The organism is Paraburkholderia elongata, assembly GCF_013177735.1.
Lineage (GTDB): Bacteria > Pseudomonadota > Gammaproteobacteria > Burkholderiales > Burkholderiaceae > Paraburkholderia > Paraburkholderia elongata.
Genome location: NZ_WOEZ01000161.1, coordinates 23,282 through 38,165 on the forward strand (window position 1 = coordinate 23,282; position 14,884 = coordinate 38,165).

Below are 14,884 nucleotides of genomic sequence, written 5' to 3' on the forward strand. Positions count from 1 at the left end.
GTAACCGCTCATTACGAAACATCAAGCAAACGGCTGCCCGCGGGTGGCCGTTTTACATTTGCCGCATCTGCACTAGACGCTTTGCCGTATATATACCTATGAAGCAACCCATGGTGCGGCCGTGATCCAGTTATGCGTTCGGCTAACCATGCCGCTGACGCGGTTAATACGAGGGCGAGGCATGAGCGGCAAGCGCAAGGCGATCCACCGGGTGGCGATCCACCGGGTGGCGATCCACCGCACGCCATGTGAAATGACGTGGAACAAAACCGCCCGTGGGTTGACGAACCGTTAGACGATGCGCCGTTGAACAGCGCTTCTGGTCAGCATCGCGAATGAACATGTAACACAGCGCCTGTCGTTGTAGACCAAACGGCGATGCCGCGCGTTGATGAAAAAAAGTACCGGGGCGCAGTAAAACGCATGACGTCCGCGTTCGATGCAACAAAGTGTGCGCGTGCAGACAGGCTGTCTGGTGCAGCAGTGAGATCGTTCGATGAACGAGACGATTCGTGTAACGGAGCATAGCGAACTGTGCTGAGCAGCACGGCGAGCAGGGGCGTTGGAGAGCTAGCAACGTGGACCGGCAGTCGCTGCGCATTCGCTGTGTGCGAGCGCAAGATTGTAGGTGAGCGAATCTGCGTTTCCAAGTGATGAATGTTGGGAGGCGGGTACGGCGCGATTTTCGCAACGTAGTTCGTGAAAAAAAATTTAAAAGGGTTTAGGATGAATTCGAGCGATGTCGTTTCCGAATAGCGCGCCGCGCACGACATCGGTCTAGACTTCGGCGAGGAGGTAGCATGGATATCTACAGCAGTTTCGCGACCCGCTTCGAGAAAACGCGAGAAGATGAACTCTCGCTCGAGGAGTATCTCGCGCTCTGCAAAGACAATCCCGCCGCGTACGCCACGGCCGGCGAACGCATGTTGACGGCAATCGGTGAACCAGAACAGATCGACACTCGCAACGATCCGCGCCTGTCGCGTATCTTCGCGAACAAGGTCATCAAGGTATACCCCGCATTCCGTGAGTTCTACGGAATGGAAGAGGTGATCGAGCAGGTGGTCGCCTACTTCCGGCACTCGGCCCAGGGGCTCGAAGAAAAGAAACAGATTCTATATCTGTTGGGGCCGGTCGGCGGCGGCAAATCGTCGATCGCGGAACGTCTGAAGCAACTTATGGAACGCGTGCCGTTCTACGCGATCAAGGGCTCGCCCGTCAACGAGTCGCCACTCGGTCTGTTCGATTACGACGAGGACGGTCCGATCCTCGAAGAGCAATATGGTATTCCACGCCGCTACCTGAAAAACATTTTGAGCCCGTGGGCGGTGAAACGCCTGCACGAATACAACGGCGACATCCGCAAGTTTCGCGTGGTGCGCCGCTATCCGTCGATCCTTCGTCAGATCGGTATCGCCAAGACCGAACCGGGCGACGAAAACAATCAGGACATTTCGTCGCTGGTCGGTAAGGTCGACATTCGCAAGCTCGAACAGTACGCACAAGATGATGCGGACGCATACAGCTACTCCGGTGGCCTGTGCCTCGCGAATCAGGGCTTGCTCGAGTTCGTCGAAATGTTCAAGGCGCCGATCAAGGTCTTGCACCCGCTGCTCACCGCGACTCAGGAAGGCAACTTCAAGGGCACGGAAGGCTTCGGCGCGATCCCGTTCGACGGCATCATCCTCGCCCACTCAAACGAGTCGGAATGGAAGGCGTTCCGCAATAACCGCAACAACGAAGCACTGCTCGACCGGATCTTCGTTGTGAAGGTGCCGTACTGCTTGCGCTACGGTGAAGAGGTCAAGATCTACGAGAAGCTGCTGCGTAATTCGTCGCTGGCCAGTGCGATATGCGCGCCGGGTACGCTGAAGATGATGGCGCAGATGTCGGTGCTTACGCGCTTGCAGGAGCCGGAAAACTCCAGTCTGTTCTCGAAGATGCAAGTGTACGACGGCGAGAATCTCAAGGACACCGATCCGAAGGCCAAGTCGTATCAGGAGTACCGCGACTTCGCGGGCGTGGATGAAGGGATGACCGGCGTGTCGACCCGCTTCGCGTTCAAGATTCTGTCGCGTGTATTCAACTTCGATTCGACCGAAGTTGCAGCAAATCCGGTGCACCTGATGTATGTGCTCGAACAGCAGATCGAGCGTGAGCAGTTCCCACCGGAAACCGAGCAGAAGTATCTGTCGTTCATCAAGGACGTGCTGGCATCGCGCTATGCCGAGTTTATCGGCAAGGAGATTCAGACCGCGTACCTGGAGTCGTATTCCGAGTACGGTCAGAATATTTTCGATCGCTACGTGACGTATGCGGACTTCTGGATTCAGGATCAGGAGTTCCGCGACCACGACACCGGCGAGAGTTTCGACCGCGCGGCGCTGAACGCCGAACTGGAGAAGATCGAGAAACCTGCGGGTATCAGCAACCCGAAGGACTTCCGCAACGAGATCGTCAACTTCGTGTTGCGTGCGCGTGCTGCGAATGCGGGGAAAAATCCCGCGTGGATCAGCTACGAGAAGCTGCGCGTCGTGATCGAAAAGAAGATGTTCTCGAACACGGAAGAACTGTTGCCGGTGATCTCGTTCAACGCCAAAGGCTCGGCGGAAGAGCAACGCAAGCACGAAGACTTCGTCAACCGGATGGTGACGAAGGGCTATACGCCAAAGCAGGTGCGCTTGCTGTGTGACTGGTATCTGCGCGTGCGCAAGTCGTCATGATACGCACTGCGTGCCGCCCGCGCGGTCCGACCGCGCGGGCACCTTGCGAGGCGCAAGTTGCATGGACATAGCGTTGCGTTTGCAGACATGCCTATGCAACGTGCGTCTCGCGCACTCGAAATTACAGCGGGAGACCGGGCGTGCTTCATCAAATCATCGACCGCAGGTTAGCTGGTAAGAACAAGAGCATTGCAAATCGCGAGCGCTTTTTGCGCCGCGTTAAGAACTATATTCGTCGCGCGGTTTCGGAGGCGGTGCGCGACCGCAGCATCAAAGACATCCAGAACACCCAGAGCATCACGATTCCGCGCAAGGACATCGCGGAGCCGTCGTTCCGGCATGGTCCCGGCGGCAAGCGGGAGATGGTGCATCCGGGCAACTCGGACTACATCCGCGGCGACAAGATCCAGCGCCCGCAAGGCGGCGGAGGAGGCGGGGGCAGCCAGGCCAGCAACGAGGGCGACGGTCAGGACGACTTCGTGTTCGAGTTGAGCCGCGAAGAATTCATGCAGTATTTCTTCGACGACCTCGAACTCCCGCGTCTCGTCAAAACCCATCTGATGGCCGTGCCTACGTGGAAGAGTATCCGCGCCGGCTGGGCGGCCGAAGGCACGCCGAACAATATCGACGTGGTGCGTTCGCTACGCAGCGCGCTCGGCCGCCGTATTGCGCTCGGTGCGCCGCTCGTCAACCAGTTGCACGAGATGGAACGGCAACTCGACGTGATGAAGGCCGATCCGGACGACCGTCGCGAAGACATCAAACTGCTCGAAGAGGAAATCCACCACTTGCGCGGGCGCATCTGGCGCATTCCGTTTATCGACCCGTTCGATCTGCGCTACGTGAACCGGGTGAAGCAACCCACGCCGTCCAGTCAGGCGGTGATGTTCTGTCTGATGGATGTGTCCGGTTCCATGGACGAGCAGCGCAAGGATCTCGCCAAGCGCTTCTTCATCCTGCTGTATCTGTTCCTCAAGCGTAACTACGAAAAGATCGAAGTGGTGTTCATCCGCCACCATACGCGCGCCGAGGAAGTCGACGAGGACACGTTCTTTCATTCGACAGAGAGCGGCGGCACGGTGGTGTCGAGCGCGCTGGAGCTGATGCAGAAGGTGATGGACGAGCGCTATTCGCCGACTGAATGGAATATTTACGGCGCTCAGGCTTCCGACGGCGACAATTGGACTGACGATTCACCCAAGTGCCGCAAGATACTTTCAGATGACATCCTGGAGAAGGTGCGCTATTTTGCGTATATCCAGGTCACGCCGGAAGAGCAGAACCTGTGGCTCGAATATGCACAGTTGGCGCTGAGCCAGCCGCACATGGCGATGAAGAAGGTCGAAACCGCGGCTGACATTTATCCGGTGTTTCGGGAGTTGTTTGAAAAGCAGGCGGCGTCTTCATGACTAAACACCTGCACAACGAAGCGCGCGGCTATCAGCCTGAGCGTGGGAAAGGCGTGCCGCAGCAGCAACAGTCGGGGCATGCCGAGGCGAAGGCGGACGATACGGGAGCCGCCGCAGCCGGAGCAGTCGACACCGCTGCAGCACGGGGACACACCGGAACGCCCACTGAGGGGCAAAGGGAAGTCCGTATGAACGTAGCCGATAGACGGCCTTTGCCGTGCCCGTCCGACTGGACCTTCGAATTGATCGAAGAGTACGACTCGCATATTGCCCTTGTTGCAGAGCAATATGAACTCGACGTATATCCGATCCAGCTCGAACTCATCAGCGCCGAACAGATGATGGATGCTTACGCATCCGTCGGCATGCCGGTGAACTACCGTCACTGGTCGTTCGGCAAGCACTTTCTTTCCACTGAAAAAAGCTACCGCCGCGGGCAGATGGGGCTGGCGTACGAAATCGTCATCAATTCGAACCCTTGCATTGCGTACCTGATGGAAGAGAACACGATGACGATGCAGGCGCTCGTCATCGCGCATGCGGCCTACGGGCACAACTCGTTCTTCAAGGGCAACTATCTGTTCAAGCTGTGGACGGATGCGCACGCGATCATCGACTACCTCGTCTACGCGAAGAATTACATCGCGGAGTGCGAGGAGCGCTTCGGGCTCGACCGGGTGGAGGAACTTCTCGACTCGTGTCACGCGTTGATGAACTACGGCGTGGACCGTTACAAACGTCCGCAGAAACTGTCGCTGGAAAAGGAGTTTGCGGCGCGCCGCGAACGTGAGGCATATCTGCAATCGCAGGTGAACGAACTGTGGCGCACCTTGCCGACCCGGCATACACCGTTGCCGGAGGAAATCGAGGGGCGTTATCCGCCGGAGCCGCAGGAAAACCTGCTGTATTTCGCGGAGAAGAACGCACCGCTGCTCGAACCGTGGGAGCGGGAAGTGATCCGCATCGTGCGCAAGGTCGGGCAGTATTTCTATCCGCAGCGGCAAACCCAGGTCATGAACGAAGGCTGGGCTACGTTCTGGCACTACACCTTGCTCAACACGATGTACGCCCAGGGCAAGCTGGAAGACGGCTTCATGATGGAGTTTCTCCATTCGCACAGCAATGTGGTCTACCAGCCGCCGGTCACGAAGCCTTACTACAGCGGCATCAACCCGTACGCGCTCGGTTTTTCGATGATGAGCGATATCCGCCGGATCTGCGAAGCGCCGACGGAGGAAGATCGCAAGTGGTTCCCCGAACTGGCCGGCAGTCCGTGGCTACCGGCGATGCACTATGCGATGCGCAACTTCAAGGACGAGAGTTTCGTCGCGCAGTATCTGTCGCCGCATCTGATCCGCGAGATGCGTCTATTCTCGGTGCTCGATGACGACATGCGCGATGCACTCGAAGTGTCCGCGATTCATGACGACAGCGGGTATCAATACGTGCGTCAGGCGTTGTCGCGGCAGTACGACATGCATCATCGGGAGCCGAATATTCAGGTGTGGGCGGTGAATACGCGCGGCGACCGGAGTCTGACGCTGCGGCATTTCATGAGCGACAACCGGCATCTGTCCAACGATAGCGATGAAGTGCTCAAGCACATGGCGCGCTTGTGGCAGTTCGACGTCTACCTGGAGAGCGTCGATGAGAATGGCACGGTGAGGAAGCGGTATGAGTGTAAGTATGTGCCGCCGGCGGTGAGGGTTTGAATTCGCTCGACCTTGTCATGCGGAAGGCTGCGTTTTTGAGTTGTCCGGAACCCCTGTTTGTCTGTGACGAACAGGGGTTTCTGTCATTCGACGCCTGGCCGGTCGCACGGCACCCGCCTTTCAGTAATTTATGAGAAAGTACTGAAAAAACGCAAGTTCATTTTTTCAGTAAAATATAAAAAACTACTGAAAAATTCCATGCCGCCTTTTCTTCTCTACGAGCAGCAAGAACAAGCCTACTGCTCCCAGTTCGCCAACATCGAACAGGCAGCCGCCACTCAGGACAAGGTCCTGATGGGAGCGCCCGGAACGGTGATCGAGCACAAACGGGGTGGGGCCGTCTACTACGCCCGTCAGTACATGGGGCCGGAAGGCAAGAAGCAGGAGGAGAGCCTTGGCGGTCCAAAGGGTGATCCAGAAGTGGACCGCAGTGTCGAGGAGGTGCGGCACCGCATCGACCTGAGCAAGGATCTCATTTCGCGCATCCGGGACCTCAGCAAGCTGGGCTTTCAGCTGGCGGACAACAAAACCTACGCTACGGTCGGCGTTCTTTACAATTACGGCCTTTTCGAGGCCGGGGCAGTGTTGGTTGGCTCGCACGCTTACGCCGTGATTCTCAACTCGCTCGGCATCAAGGCCATCTCATACGAGACCGAGGATATCGATATCGCGCGCCGGCATCAGCTCGCACTCGTCAACCTTCCCGAAGGCGGACTGCTCGCGATGCTCAAGGAGACCGGCATCAACTTCGTGCCGGTCCCTTCGATGAAACGCGGTGAGGCGTCCACCTCGTTTACGGAGGCAGGAAAGTCACGCTTTCACGTCGATTTGCTGGTTCCCTCGAATGACGACTCGTTTCCCACCGTGCCGGTGGCCGAGCTCAATGCGCATGCCACGGGCATGCCGTATCTTGCTTACCTGCTAGGCCGGTCTCAGACCGGCACGCTCGTGTCACGGCATGGTGCCGTGCCCGTACGCGTACCTGACGCCGCCCGCTTTGCAATCCACAAACTGCTCGTGTCGCGCCTGCGAACGAACACGCTCGTCAAGTCACAAAAGGACGTGCAGCAGGCGTCGGTATTGCTGGCCATGCTTGGCGAACATCGCACCGGCGACATCGAAGACGCCTGCGCCGACCTTCCGCGATCGGCGCGCGCACTCGTGCGCCGCACCTTGCCTGAGGTCGAAGCGCTGATGCGCGATGCTCACGAAGCCGGACTCGAGGAGCTCGCAACGAACCTCGCGGCATAGTCCCCTAACAAACCCCCATCTTTCCCTTGCAATTCTGTAAAATTCGCGCACGCGCGCTATAGGTGCCACTGCGGCACCTCGATGCGCGTGTTGTGAAGGCGGCGCCACGACCGCTACCTCCGTTTAAAGACAAGGAAAGACAACAGCATGACCGACCTAACCGACCAAACCGTGGCCAGGGCTTACGACGCACACGACACCCGGCGCCGCATCTTCGCGATCGTTGGCGCTTCATCGGGCAATCTAGTCGAGTGGTTCGACTTCTACGTGTATTCGTTCTGCGCGCTATATTTCGCGCCGGCCTTCTTCCCGAACGGCAACACCACCACGCAGTTGCTCAACACCGCCGGCGTCTTCGCGGCGGGCTTCCTGATGCGCCCGATCGGCGGCTGGTTCTTCGGCCGGCTCGCCGACAAGCACGGTCGCAAGACCGCGATGATGGTGTCGGTGTTCATGATGTGCGGCGGCTCGCTCGTGATCGCGGTGCTTCCCACGTATGCGCAGATCGGCGCCTTGGCGCCGGCGCTGCTGCTGGTCGCGCGCCTGTTCCAGGGCTTGTCGGTGGGCGGTGAGTACGGCACCAGCGCCACCTATATGAGTGAAGTCGCGCTGAAGGGCCGCCGCGGCTTCTTCGCGTCGTTCCAGTACGTCACGCTGATTGGCGGCCAGTTGTGCGCGCTGCTGGTGCTGGTGGTTCTGCAACAAACCCTCTCCACCGAAGAACTGAAAGCGTGGGGTTGGCGCGTGCCATTCGTGATCGGTGCATTGGCGGCGCTGGTCGCGCTGTATCTGCGTAAATCGCTTGAAGAAACGACCACGGCTGCAACGCGTCAACGTAAGGAAGCCGGCACGCTGCGCGGCTTGTGGCTGCACAAGGGCGCATTCGCGACGGTGCTCGGCTTCACGGCCGGCGGCTCGCTGATTTTCTACACGTTCACCACGTACATGCAGAAGTACCTGGTCAACACAGCCGGTATGCACGCCAAGACGGCGAGCAACGTGATGACCGCGGCGCTGTTTGTCTACATGGTGATGCAGCCGGCGTTCGGCGCCTTGTCGGATCGTATCGGCCGCCGTCGTTCGATGCTGTTCTTCGGCTTCTTCGCGACCATTGGCACCGTGCCACTGCTGCATGCCTTGAAAGACGTGACGAGCCCGTATGCGGCCTTCGGCCTCGTGGTCGTGGCGCTGGCGATCGTCAGCTTCTATACGTCCATCAGCGGCCTGATCAAGGCCGAAATGTTCCCGCCGGAAGTGCGCGCGCTCGGCGTGGGTCTGTCGTATGCGGTGGCCAATGCGATCTTCGGCGGCTCGGCGGAATACGTCGCGCTGTGGCTGAAATCGGTGGGCAACGAGTCGATGTTCTATTGGTATGTCACCGTGCTGTGCGCGATCGCCGGCATCGTGTCGCTGCGCATGCGCGATCCTTCGAAAGAAGGGTATCTGCGTCTCGAGCCTTGAGCGTGATCGATACGCTCGAACAGCACGCATGAGCGCTGCTTGAGAACGGCGGCCAAGGGCAACCCGGCCGCCGTTTTTTTATCCTGTCGGCAAGCACGGCAAGCACGGCAAGCACGGCAAGCACGGCAAGCACGGCGCGCACTCAAGCCACTACGATCTCCGTTCCCAGCACATGCAGCAGATCGCGCAGCGCCTCTGCTTGCGCCATCTTCGCATCGCTGCGCAAATGAATCTGCACGGCTCGCCCCGCGATTCCATCGACGGGATGCGCAAGCCACAACTCCACTGCAAGCCCCAATCCTTCCGGCTGATTGACGACGACTGGCTCGATCACACGCGGCTTGAAACAGGCACTGTCGGACATGGCGAATCACCTCGGGGCTGATGACGGTTCGAGGTCCATCCTAATCAGCCGCACGCGCAAGACCAAGCGACAAATACGCGTTTGCTAATGAGCGGATGCTTAGCAGAAAACGCGCTTATTACAGGAGCATTTCTTGGTTCGGACCGCGTGGCGTCGCTGCTAATGTGACGCCCATGCGTGGCCATCAGTTGCACTTCGCGCTCGCGACAGATTTGCGATGGATATCGCCAACACGCATCCGTTTCTGAAACATCGCATACGCATTGCACACAAACAAAGAGATCCATAAAAATGAAATCGAAAATACTCGCCGCCTGGTTAATGACAATGACGGGACTGACAATGACGGTATCGGGGCTCGCCCACGCCGACCGTCTCGACGACATCAGGAAGGCAGGCGTATTGCGCGTCGCGACCTTCGACAGCAATCCGCCGTTCGGTTACGTCGACGCAACAAGCAACCACATCGTCGGTCTCGACGTCGACTACGCGAAGGCGCTTGCCGACAAGCTCGGCGTAAAGCTCGAACTGCAGCCGACCAATCCGGCCAACCGCATTCCGTTCCTCACGTCGAAGAAAGTAGACCTGGTGCTCGCCAACTTCACGATTACCGACGAGCGCGCCAAACAGGTCGATTTCAGCATTCCGTATTTCTCGTCGGGCCAGCAGTTTCTGGCGAAGAAGGGTGTGCTGAAGTCGGCGGATCAGATCAACAGCTTGCGGGTGGGCGCCGACAAAGGCACCACCAACGAGATCACGCTGCGCGAGAAATTCCCGCAAGCCACGATCGTCGCGTATGACGACACGCCGTTCGCATTTGCGGCTTTGCGCGCGGGCAACGTGCAGGCGATCACGCAGGACGGTCCGAAGCTGGTCGGCCTGCTCGCCAACGTGCCGGACAAGCAGAACTACGAGATTCCGGCGTTCACGATTTCGAACGACTACATGGGCGTCGGAATCCCGAAGGGCGAGACGCGCCTCGTCGGCTTTGTGAACGATACGCTGAAGGGACTGGAAGCCGACGGCTCGGCCGCGAAGATTTACAACCGCTGGTTCGGTCCGCAAACGAAGACGCCGCTCGCGCGCATCTTCAAGATCGGCGACAGGACCTGATCGCCGTGTCGCTGCAGCACCCAGGAATGAACGGGCACGTTGTCAACGTGCCCGACGGCGTTTTCGAAAGAAGCGGGTTTAAAGAAGCGGATTTAAAGAAGCAGGTTCAAAGATGCAAGCGTGGCTCGCTCCAAAGTATCTGATGTGGCTGTGGCAAGGCTTCGGTGTCACCGTCGGTCTTGCGTTGACGGCAGCGCTCGCGGCCACCTTGTTCGGCTTCGTGCTGGCGATCGCGCGTCATGCCCGGTACGGCGGGCTGCGTCGTGCAACGGCCACGTATGTGCTTGTGTTTCGCAACACGCCGTTGCTGGTGCAACTGTTCTTCTGGTACTTCGGCGCGGCCACGCTGATGCCTGACGCATTGATGCAATGGCTGAACACGCCGCATAGCGTGCACATCGGCGCGTACGCGTTGCGCTGGCCGTCGTTCGAATTTGTCGCCGGGTGGGTTGGGCTCGTGTGTTATACGGCAGCCTTCATCGCAGAGGAGTTCCAGGCGGGTTTGCGCGGCGTGCCGGTTGGTCAGCATGCTGCGGCCTCGGCCTTGGGGCTCACGCCATTGCAGGCGTTCCGTTACGTTGTTTTGCCGCAAGCCGTGCGCATTTCGCTGCCGCCGCTCTTCGGCCAATACATGAACCTCGTGAAAAACTCATCGCTGACCATGGCGATCGGTCTTGCAGAACTGTCGTACGCGTCGCGTCAGGTCGAGACGGAGACCTTTAAAACTTTCGAGGCATTCGGTGTGGCAACCGTGTTGTATATCGCTGCCGTCGCGTTGATCGAAGCCGTCGCGCATACGGTGGCGCATGCGCGCGACCGCTCATTCGCGAGGCGCTGAGCATGACGTGGTCGCTGTTCGCCAATAACCTGCCGTATCTGCTGGTCGGCGCATTTCCGCAAGGACCGCTCGGCGGCGCGGCGCTCACGCTGGTGCTTGCATTGTGTTCCGCGCTTGCTTCGGCGGTGCTCGGTGTCGCGGGTGGCATTGCGCTGACGATGGCGGGGCGTATCGCCCGGATACCGTTGCTACTCGTGATTGGTTTCTTTCGCGCGATACCTGTGTTGATGCTGATCTTCTGGACATATTTCCTGCTGCCTGTGGTCTTCCATATCGATGTGCCCGGGCTCGCGACGGTCGTCTGTGCCCTCTCGCTGATCGGCGGCGCGTATCTTGCGCACTCGGTGCATGCGGGCATTCGAGCGGTCGGCGACGGTCAGTGGCAAGCCGGGCTCTCGCTCGGCCTTACGCGGATGCAAACGCTGCGCTATGTGTTGCTGCCTCAGGCGATGCGCATCATGGCGCCGTCGTTCGTGAATCAATGGGTGTCGCTGGTGAAGGACACCTCGCTCGCGTATATCGTCGGCGTCGGCGAGTTGTCGTTCGTCGCGACGCAGGTCAGCAATCGGCTGATGGTGTATCCCGCGCAGATCTTTTTGTTCGCCGGCTTCATCTATCTTGTGCTGTGCACGGCGCTTGATCGTGTCGCCAGTTATGCGCTGACGCGGCGCAAACGCATCGTACGACCGCTCGCACCGGCCGCCGCCCATGCATTGTCTGGCGACTAACCGACTAACCGACTAACCGACTAACCAGCTAGCCTGAAAACCGCAGCGATGTTTGTCCACTGATCGTGCTCATGGAGCAAGCTGCGGCGCAGGAAGGGGCGGTCGAGTGCAGCTACGGCAGCGTCAGACCAGTTCGGATCGATCGGTCACGAGGTCCGTAACGAGCTCCGTCACAGCGGCGGCCGGCTCGGCGACGACAGCCGGCGCTGCTGCGACCACCGCAGCCACCGTTGCGCGCTGCCGCACGCTCACAGCCGCACGTGAGAGCATGAGCAGGTGGTAATAGAGCCGCATGCTGAAACCATACTTGTAGGCGAAGAGATGCGTGAGCGCGATCTTCAACCCAGGCACTGTCTGGCGATTCCTCGCATGAACCGAGACGACGATCGGCGCGAGCCGGCGTAACGCCAGCTTGCGTGACGGTTCCAGTTGCGGCGGCAGCTTCAGCGCCTTGACGAACGCATACGCACTGACGGTCGCGGCAACCGTCGTGCCGCGCGTGCTATGCGAGATCGAGGTCGCCGTCTTCCGATATACCGACACGTATTCGTGCAGGTAAAACACCTTGCGCGCCGCGAGACAGAGTTCGGTGCCGAACACGAAATCGCAGCACATGCCGTACTGGTCCTTGTAGCCGATCCGCTTGACCAGGTCCGCGTTGGCCATCCAGCCGTTGTTCGGGAACATCTGGATCAGCCCGGTTCTGCCCGGCAGAGGCTGCAAGCCTTCGGCGTCCCGCGTGCGTCGAAACGCGGTGTTCAGGCGTGTACTGGCTTCGAAGTCGATGGCGCCGGTGTGATCGGCCTCGTACTGATCGGCGAAGGCCACTTCGAGCTGCGGATGAAGTTTCCATAGCGACACCAGCTTTTCGATGCCGTCGGTGGTGAGCAGGTCGTCGTCGTGAATCAGCAGGATCTTGTCGCCGCGCGCACGCTCGAACAGGCTCGCGACATTGCGCGCCTGGCCGAGAGGCGGCTGGTTCATCGCATAGCGGACGCGCGGTTCGTTCGCATAGCGCTGCGCGATCAACTGCTGGGTGCGTTTATCCTTTGAATCGTCGCCGATCACAATCTCCAGGTTGCCATAAGTTTGCGCGAGGCACGAATCGATGCACTCCGCGATCAACTCAGGCCGATTGCAGGTTGGCAGGCAAATGGAAACCTTGGGCGAGGGGCGGGACGTGGGGGATGCGGTGGAGAAGGTAAACACGGGCGTCTCCTTTCTTATCTGTTAACGGGAGCAGCCGGTTCGCTTTGCGCACACATTGCTGCATGCCGCAAAATAGTGCATTACAAGAAAAAAATAATCCGTAATAAATCGGAAAAAATGTCAACGTTGTGAAAGCGGTTAGAAGGGGAAAATTTGTGCGGTTTTGGTGCCAAAACGCAGCAAAGCCGCTTGGGTTAGCACTTGATATTTCAACTGGCTGACAGTTTGCCTTCGCCGGTTTTTTTGCCGGGACGGACCGCTTGCGACTGATCGCGCCCTTCATCGTCCGTTCGGGCAGCTTGCTCTTATCGTTGTCACACACTTACAAACAACCCCTTGACCGCGCCCCATATTCGGCGCACCGTAAAGAAGGAAAACACCACGGGAGCGTGAAATGTCCCTCAACTTCCCGAACCCAAGCCGCAGTTACGACGCCTTCCGTCATTGCGTCAATTTCTGGGGCTATGACAACGCGCGCGAAATCGCCTTCACTGTCAACAATTCGGTCATTTCGAATTTGAGCCCGAGCGCAGGCTCCGACGAACCGGCAGTGCTGGCGGCCTTCGACCGTCATCGCGAGCAAATCCTCACGCTCGCTCGCGGTCTTTATGTCGGCGGTCCGCAAAACCGCTATACGATTTCTTGATGCAGCGCGGCGCGGCACGTCCAACCGGACCTGCCGTGCGCCGCCTTGTTCCACAGCCGAAGCAGTACGGCGCCCACCGGCGCGTCGCCTTGCTTTGTCGCGGGAGTTCCAGCATGGATGATGATCAGGTCAACTTAGAAGAAATCGCCGACAGCAAACGGCGGCGCGAAGCAGCGCGCGTTGCCGGAAGCGATAAGGCGGCCACACCCACGGCAAACGAGCCGCAGCGGGGCCAGGGCAGTGAAGCCGCACCGAAGCAATGGGTCAAGCACGTCACGAAGTGGCTGGGCGCAAGGAGTACGCTGATGCAAACGCGCCGACCCTTGATGCTCAAAAAGAAACCCGTCGCTCTTTAGGCATTCGGAAGGAAAATAACCGGCGTAAAGCCGGTTTTTCTATTTGTGCCGCGCCCGCTACGTCGATAAACGCATGGCTGCTGCGCGCTGGTTTTCGGCAGGGCATTGCCCGTGTCCAACCGCGACTCAAACGGCCGGTTCGCGTATCGAGCCCCCCGTCAGCGAAACGATGAAGTCGAAAAACGCCCGCACCTTGGCTGGCGGATGATGCCGCGATGGATAGAGCGCATACAGCGGATAAACCTCGTCGCCCCAGTCGGGAAACAGTTCAACCAGTTTGCCATTGACGAGCAACGACTCGGCGCCGAGCGCGAGAATCTGCGCGACGCCCTGGCCCGCAGCGCACACACTATGCAAGGTGCCAACGTCGTTCACGGTCAAGCGGCCTTGCGGCGTAATCGCGATTTTCTTGCGTCCGCGGTGGAACTCCCAATTGAACGGGTAACCCATCAACGGATCACGAAACTTGATGCACACATGCTTGCCGCTTTCAAGTTCGGCGGGGTTCGCCGGATGGCCATGCTTCTTCAGATACGACGGCGCGGCCACAGTCATAATCCGCGTGTCGAGCAGCTTGCGTGCAATCAGCGTCGAAACCGGCGGGTCGCCGAAACGGATCGCAAGGTCGAAGCCGTCGGCGACCATATCGCCTAACAGGTCGCGCGTGATCAACTCGAGTTGCAGATCGGGATGCTTATCGATGAAGCCGCCGAGCCTCGGCCCCAGCACGAGACGCGAAAAGAACGGGTCCATGTTCACGCGCAAACGTCCGCGAATCGCAGTGGCGCCCCCAGCTGCGGAAGCGGCCGCTTCCTCGAGTCCACCGAGCAGCGGCACGATCTGTTCGTAAAAGCGCCGGCCTTCGTCCGTCAGTGTGACCGAGCGGGTAGTGCGGTCGAATAGCCGGATGCCGAGGCGTGCTTCAAGCCGTGCAACCGAACGGCTGACCCCGGATTGCGACATGTCGAGTGCAACGCCTGCCGCCGCAAAACTGCCGCAGTCGACGATCGCCGTCAGCACGCCCATGCCGTTCAGCATGCGCTCGTCAAATGGCATGTGATATTCCTTTGTTAT

Annotated in this window: 13 protein-coding genes; 10 read left to right on the plus strand and 3 right to left on the minus strand. The window is 59.2% G+C overall.

Annotation, left to right across the window (positions count from 1 at the left end; all coding sequences use genetic code 11):
• Positions 1–800 precede the first annotated feature (800 nt).
• From GNZ13_RS28535 to GNZ13_RS28555, 5 genes are all read left to right on the plus strand, one after another.
• On the plus strand, positions 801–2,723 hold the full coding sequence (locus tag GNZ13_RS28535) for a PrkA family serine protein kinase (RefSeq protein WP_172170811.1): 1,923 nt from the start codon (positions 801–803) through the stop codon (positions 2,721–2,723).
• A 140-nt stretch (positions 2,724–2,863) separates the two neighbouring features.
• Entirely contained in the window at positions 2,864–4,132 is a 1,269-nt protein-coding gene (locus GNZ13_RS28540; protein WP_172170813.1) for a YeaH/YhbH family protein, read from the plus strand.
• A complete protein-coding gene (locus GNZ13_RS28545) occupies positions 4,129–5,844 on the plus strand; it encodes a SpoVR family protein (protein ID WP_172170815.1) in 1,716 nt (571 codons plus the stop codon). Before GNZ13_RS28540 ends, GNZ13_RS28545 begins: the two co-directional genes overlap by 4 nt.
• 63 nt (positions 5,845–5,907) lie before the next feature.
• Positions 5,908–7,095: a GSU2403 family nucleotidyltransferase fold protein gene (locus tag GNZ13_RS28550; RefSeq protein ID WP_328807312.1), complete on the plus strand. Its 1,188-nt coding sequence runs from the start codon at positions 5,908–5,910 to the stop codon at positions 7,093–7,095.
• A gap of 147 nt (positions 7,096–7,242) precedes the next feature.
• Positions 7,243–8,556 carry an MFS family transporter gene (locus tag GNZ13_RS28555; protein WP_172170817.1) on the plus strand — a complete coding sequence of 438 codons (1,314 nt, stop codon included), beginning with the start codon at positions 7,243–7,245 and terminating at the stop codon, positions 8,554–8,556.
• Positions 8,557–8,698: 142 nt separating this feature from the next.
• On the opposite strand, the gene GNZ13_RS28560 is transcribed toward GNZ13_RS28555, so the two are convergent.
• Positions 8,699–8,920, minus strand: coding sequence for a hypothetical protein (locus GNZ13_RS28560; RefSeq protein ID WP_063495933.1), 222 nt, complete (start codon positions 8,918–8,920; stop codon positions 8,699–8,701).
• A gap of 291 nt (positions 8,921–9,211) precedes the next feature.
• Between GNZ13_RS28560 and GNZ13_RS28565 the strand changes: the two genes are divergently transcribed.
• The 3 genes from GNZ13_RS28565 to GNZ13_RS28575 all read left to right on the plus strand — a co-directional run bounded on the left by GNZ13_RS28565 (position 9,212) and on the right by GNZ13_RS28575 (position 11,599).
• Positions 9,212–10,033, plus strand: a complete 822-nt coding sequence (locus GNZ13_RS28565) for an ABC transporter substrate-binding protein (protein ID WP_172170819.1) — start codon at positions 9,212–9,214, stop codon at positions 10,031–10,033.
• Between the two features lie 112 nt (positions 10,034–10,145).
• Positions 10,146–10,871, plus strand: coding sequence for an amino acid ABC transporter permease (locus tag GNZ13_RS28570; RefSeq protein ID WP_172170821.1), 726 nt, complete (start codon positions 10,146–10,148; stop codon positions 10,869–10,871).
• A 2-nt stretch (positions 10,872–10,873) separates the two neighbouring features.
• Complete coding sequence (locus tag GNZ13_RS28575; RefSeq protein ID WP_172170823.1) at positions 10,874–11,599, plus strand: amino acid ABC transporter permease; 726 nt, start codon at positions 10,874–10,876, stop codon at positions 11,597–11,599.
• 123 nt (positions 11,600–11,722) lie between these two features.
• Here GNZ13_RS28575 and GNZ13_RS28580 read toward each other — a convergent pair whose 3' ends face one another.
• Positions 11,723–12,808: a glycosyltransferase family 2 protein gene (locus tag GNZ13_RS28580; RefSeq protein ID WP_172170825.1), complete on the minus strand. Its 1,086-nt coding sequence runs from the start codon at positions 12,806–12,808 to the stop codon at positions 11,723–11,725.
• A gap of 394 nt (positions 12,809–13,202) precedes the next feature.
• Here GNZ13_RS28580 and GNZ13_RS28585 point away from each other — a divergent pair, with 394 nt between their 5' ends.
• Together GNZ13_RS28585 and GNZ13_RS28590 are read left to right on the plus strand one after the other, a co-directional pair.
• Positions 13,203–13,454, plus strand: coding sequence for a DUF1488 family protein (locus tag GNZ13_RS28585; protein WP_093644935.1), 252 nt, complete (start codon positions 13,203–13,205; stop codon positions 13,452–13,454).
• Between the two features lie 113 nt (positions 13,455–13,567).
• The gene (locus GNZ13_RS28590; RefSeq protein WP_172170827.1) at positions 13,568–13,810 is read left to right on the plus strand and encodes a hypothetical protein; all 243 of its coding nucleotides are present in this window, start codon (positions 13,568–13,570) and stop codon (positions 13,808–13,810) included.
• Between the two features lie 126 nt (positions 13,811–13,936).
• On the opposite strand, the gene GNZ13_RS28595 is transcribed toward GNZ13_RS28590, so the two are convergent.
• Positions 13,937–14,866, minus strand: coding sequence for a LysR family transcriptional regulator (locus GNZ13_RS28595; protein ID WP_172170829.1), 930 nt, complete (start codon positions 14,864–14,866; stop codon positions 13,937–13,939).
• Positions 14,867–14,884: the final 18 nt, after the last annotated feature.

Excerpts from the sequence above, each read along its gene's own strand:
- GNZ13_RS28535 (WP_172170811.1), top strand. The coding sequence starts at position 801 with ATGGATATCTACAGCAGTTTCGCGACCCGCTTCGAGAAAACGCGAGAA.
- GNZ13_RS28545 (WP_172170815.1), top strand. The coding sequence starts at position 4,129 with ATGACTAAACACCTGCACAACGAAGCGCGCGGCTATCAGCCTGAGCGT.
- GNZ13_RS28555 (WP_172170817.1), top strand. The coding sequence starts at position 7,243 with ATGACCGACCTAACCGACCAAACCGTGGCCAGGGCTTACGACGCACAC.
- GNZ13_RS28560 (WP_063495933.1), bottom strand. The coding sequence starts at position 8,920 with ATGTCCGACAGTGCCTGTTTCAAGCCGCGTGTGATCGAGCCAGTCGTC.
- GNZ13_RS28565 (WP_172170819.1), top strand. The coding sequence starts at position 9,212 with ATGAAATCGAAAATACTCGCCGCCTGGTTAATGACAATGACGGGACTG.
- GNZ13_RS28570 (WP_172170821.1), top strand. The coding sequence starts at position 10,146 with ATGCAAGCGTGGCTCGCTCCAAAGTATCTGATGTGGCTGTGGCAAGGC.
- GNZ13_RS28575 (WP_172170823.1), top strand. The coding sequence starts at position 10,874 with ATGACGTGGTCGCTGTTCGCCAATAACCTGCCGTATCTGCTGGTCGGC.
- GNZ13_RS28585 (WP_093644935.1), top strand. The coding sequence starts at position 13,203 with ATGTCCCTCAACTTCCCGAACCCAAGCCGCAGTTACGACGCCTTCCGT.
- GNZ13_RS28590 (WP_172170827.1), top strand. The coding sequence starts at position 13,568 with ATGGATGATGATCAGGTCAACTTAGAAGAAATCGCCGACAGCAAACGG.
- GNZ13_RS28595 (WP_172170829.1), bottom strand. The coding sequence starts at position 14,866 with ATGCCATTTGACGAGCGCATGCTGAACGGCATGGGCGTGCTGACGGCG.